5 protein-coding genes are annotated in these 3,961 nt (G+C 38.4%); 2 read left to right on the top strand and 3 right to left on the bottom strand.

Features of this window, described 5'->3' with window-relative positions; all coding sequences use genetic code 11:
• Both ACR2MV_RS07975 and ACR2MV_RS07970 read left to right on the top strand, forming a co-directional pair.
• A partial coding sequence (locus ACR2MV_RS07975) for an aromatic amino acid lyase (RefSeq protein ID WP_434021382.1) occupies window positions 1-372 on the top strand: 372 nt, incomplete at its 5' end.
• A gap of 10 nt (window positions 373-382) precedes the next feature.
• A complete protein-coding gene (locus ACR2MV_RS07970) occupies window positions 383-2,407 on the top strand; it encodes a urocanate hydratase (protein ID WP_434021381.1) in 2,025 nt (674 codons plus the stop codon).
• 41 nt (window positions 2,408-2,448) lie between these two features.
• Here the strand turns inward: ACR2MV_RS07970 and ACR2MV_RS07965 are convergent, their stop codons facing one another.
• From ACR2MV_RS07965 to ACR2MV_RS07955, 3 genes are all read right to left on the bottom strand, one after another.
• On the bottom strand, window positions 2,449-3,090 hold the full coding sequence (locus ACR2MV_RS07965) for a thioredoxin family protein (protein ID WP_434021380.1): 642 nt from the start codon (window positions 3,088-3,090) through the stop codon (window positions 2,449-2,451).
• Between the two features lie 4 nt (window positions 3,091-3,094).
• Window positions 3,095-3,607, bottom strand: coding sequence for a TlpA family protein disulfide reductase (locus ACR2MV_RS07960; protein WP_434021379.1), 513 nt, complete (start codon window positions 3,605-3,607; stop codon window positions 3,095-3,097).
• Between the two features lie 100 nt (window positions 3,608-3,707).
• Window positions 3,708-3,961, bottom strand: a 254-nt coding sequence (locus tag ACR2MV_RS07955; RefSeq protein ID WP_434021378.1) for an ATP-binding protein, incomplete at its 5' end; no start/stop codon positions are given.

The following is a 3,961-nucleotide window of genomic DNA, read 5'->3' as shown; positions in this document are numbered from 1 at the left end:
AAAGGCTTGTGTTTCCCTTCAAGTGCAGATAGTATTCCTACTTCCCTCGGACAAGAGGATCACGTAAGTATGGGTTCCATTGGTGGGAGAAAAGCCTTACGTGTCATAGATAATTTGGAAAAAATCCTGGCCATTGAACTGCTCTGTGCGGCACAGGCCCTCGACTTTAGAAAACCCTTAAAATCAAGTGAAGTTCTGGATGATGTGCACGATCATATCAGAGAAAGAATTGACTTTGCTCAGGAGGATCGGATTTTTTCACTCGACATTAAAAAAGCCATACAATTGATCAAAGAAAGAGAGCTACTCTCAACCGCCGCTTTCCATAACAAGTCATACAGTGAGTATGATGATTTATTCGAATCCTATTAATCTATTGAAGATGATACATACAGAGAAAAAATCAGATTTTCGGCAACAGATCCAACAAGGTATTCCTTCTGTTATGCCTGAAAAGAGAAACTATCCTAAAGGAGTGAATCAAGCACCAAAAAGAAAAGATATTCTCAATAAGGATGAAAAAATGCTTGCCATTCAAAATGCCCTGCGCTATTTCCCAAAAGACTGGCACAGGGAACTTGCCAAGGAATTTCTGGAAGAATTAAACACCTTGGGAAGAATTTATATGTACCGCTTCAAACCCGGCTATACAATGGTCGCCCGACCCGTGGACGCATACCCTGCTAAAAGTAGCAAAGCGGCCGCTATTATGTTAATGATTCAGAACAATCTTGATCCTGCTGTTGCACAGCATCCTGAAGAATTAATTACCTACGGAGGAAACGGCGCTGTTTTCCAAAACTGGGCGCAATATTTACTTACCATGAAATATTTGTCTGAAATGACAGATGAGCAGACGCTTCATATGTATTCTGGGCATCCCATGGGACTGTTCCCTTCCAGCAAAGGAGCGCCACGTGTGATTGTAACTAACGGAATGATGGTTCCTAATTATTCAAAACCTGATGATCTTGAAAAATACAATGCGCTGGGAGTGACACAATATGGTCAAATGACTGCAGGTTCCTTTATGTATATCGGGCCTCAGGGAATTGTACATGGAACTACCATTACCTTAATGAACGCTTTTAGAAAAATACTTGCTAAAGGTGAAAGTACTGAAGGAAAAATATTTTTGACTTCTGGATTAGGCGGTATGAGTGGCGCGCAGCCTAAAGCTGGAGATATCACAGGATGTATCACTATTTGTGCAGAAGTAAATGAAAACGCTGCGCGAAAAAGGCATGAACAGGGATGGGCCAGTGAATTGATCCAAGATATGGATGAACTTGTTCAAAGAACAAGAGGTGCTCAGGAAAATAAAGAAATTCTTTCTATCGCATTTCATGGGAATATTGTTGATGTTTGGGAACGGTTTGATCAGGAAAATATATTTGTTCATGTGGGCTCAGATCAAACCTCTTTACACAATCCCTGGTCTGGTGGGTATTATCCTGCAGGACTTAGTTTTGAACAAGCCAATGATATGATTCGTAACAATCCTGATCTCTTTAAAGACAAAGTACAGGAATCATTGCGCAGACAGGCAAAATCAATTAATAATCATGCCAAAAAAGGAACGTATTTCTTTGATTATGGCAATGCCTTTCTACTGGAATCGTCTCGGGCTGGTGCCGATGTTATGGGTAGCACGCCTGGTCAGTTCAAATATCCTACCTATGTTCAGGATATTCTTGGCCCTATGTGTTTCGATTATGGTTTCGGACCTTTCAGATGGGTCTGTACTTCGGGAAAACCAACAGATCTGGACACCTCCGATCAAATCGCAATGGATGTTCTAACTGAAATCCAAAAAACAGCTCCTGAAGAAATTCAACTTCAAATGAATGACAATATTGTCTGGATTAAGAATGCGAAACAAAATAAATTGGTTGTAGGATCACAGGCCCGAATATTATACGCTGATGCCGAAGGTCGTGCGAAAATTGCCTTGGCATTTAATGAGGCCATTAAAAAAGGTGAAATTTCTGCCCCAATTGTCCTGGGACGTGATCATCATGATGTAAGTGGAACAGATTCTCCCTACCGGGAAACAAGTAATATCAATGACGGGAGTCAATTTACTGCCGATATGTCCATTCATAATGTAATAGGTGATAGTTTTAGAGGTGCTACCTGGGTATCCATTCATAACGGTGGCGGCGTCGGATGGGGCGAAGTTAGCAATGGTGGCTTTGGATTGGTGCTAGATGGTTCTAAAACAGCAGAAGACCAATTAAAATCTATGCTATTCTATGATGTAAATAACGGTATTGCCCGAAGAAGCTGGGCTAGAAACAAAGAAGCCTTATTTGCCATTAAACGGGAGATGGACAGATCCCCAAATTTAAAAGTTACTTTACCTAATTTGGTTGAAGCAGCTGTTTTAAATGACTTGAATATATAAAAAAAGTGCCCATCATAATGGGCACTTTTAGTTTACATCCTTTATTTTTTAATGGAACAGCCAATCGCTTTGGTGCTCGGAAGTTGTACAGGCACCCCTTTGATAAGTTCATTCACTGCATTTTCTACAAACTTGGTTTTCACTGATCCTTCATTTCTTGCGCTATCATCAATTGATCCGATATAGCGAACGATCAAATCATTCTTCTCTTTGTTCAAAACATATACATGTGGTGTTTTACTGGCGCCATAGGCTGGATATACCTTTTGACCATCATCGAATAAATAAGGGAACTCAAAGCCTTTTTCTTTGGCTCTTACTTTCATTAACTCATAGCTATCACCACTTGAAATAGCAGGATTATTTGGATTGATGGCAATTACAGGATATCCCTTTCCCTTGTATTTCTTATTCAATTCTATGATTCTATCTTCATTGGCAACAGAAACAGGACAGGTATTACAGGTAAATATTACTATAAAGCCATTGGCTTCTTCAAAATCCGCAAGAGATACCATTTTGCCATCTACATTTTTAAGTTTAAAATCTTCTGCCTTATCACCAATTTGATAACTCAGTATAATCTTAGATATGCCGATATCTGTTCCGGAAAAAGCAAAAACAGAAAAAATTGTGGATAATGCGATGGCACATAACAGGAAAAAATAGTGTTTGTTTTTCATAATACTATAGGTTTTTAATTTTCAGAATCTCGTTTTCAAGCTCCTCCTGGGTAAAGGACTTTTCAAAGAATTGTTTCTTTTCACCTTTAAAGATAAGCGTGGCAGGCAATGCTCCGGACCAGGTGGTATCCACTTTTGGAATCCATTCATTTTCGTATGGGTCATCCAACAGCACTACTTCAGACTGTAATTTCTTTTCAGAAACAAAGGGAATCAATTGACTTTCAAGTTTGTTTGGGAAATCAAGACTCACCAAAACAATTTTGACCTCTCCCTTATATTTCTCTCCAAGATTTTCAAAATATGGAAGCTCTTTAATACATGGCTTACACCAGGTAGCCCAAAAATTAACAACGGTGGTTTGATTCCGACTTGATTGTAAAAAAAGTTCTAATTCTTCAAAATTATACACCTCAATTACTTCATTGGCATTGACTTTTGAAAGGTCATTTTTCGTCTCTTTTTTTTGACAAGACATTAAAATAAAAAGAGTTAAAGAGAGGAGTATATATTTCATTTTTTGCAAGTGTATACTTACAAATTTATAGATTCATCCAAGTCAAAAAAGCCTTCACCTGAATTTTATCAAAACTTTAACTTTGAATCGGGGCAGAAAATTAGTGCTTAAACAGCAATGTAAAAGTAGTGTACAAACCGACTTCTGAGCTGACGAGCAAATTACCCCCGTGCTTTTTAAGTATGTTTTTTGACAGACTCAATCCAATACCAGAACCATTCTTTTTGGTAGTATAAAATGGAATAAAAATTTGACTCATGATCTTTTCCTCAATGCCTTTGCCATTATCCGAAACCAGGATCATTGTTTTATCCTGTTCCACAATGCAACTCAATTTTATCTCAGGATCTTTGA

Origin of the sequence: Lutimonas sp., from assembly GCF_051011215.1 — a bacterium.
GTDB lineage: Bacteria > Bacteroidota > Bacteroidia > Flavobacteriales > Flavobacteriaceae > Lutimonas.
Note: the sequence above shows the minus strand (reverse complement) of the source record. Positions and strands in the feature narration are given on the sequence as shown.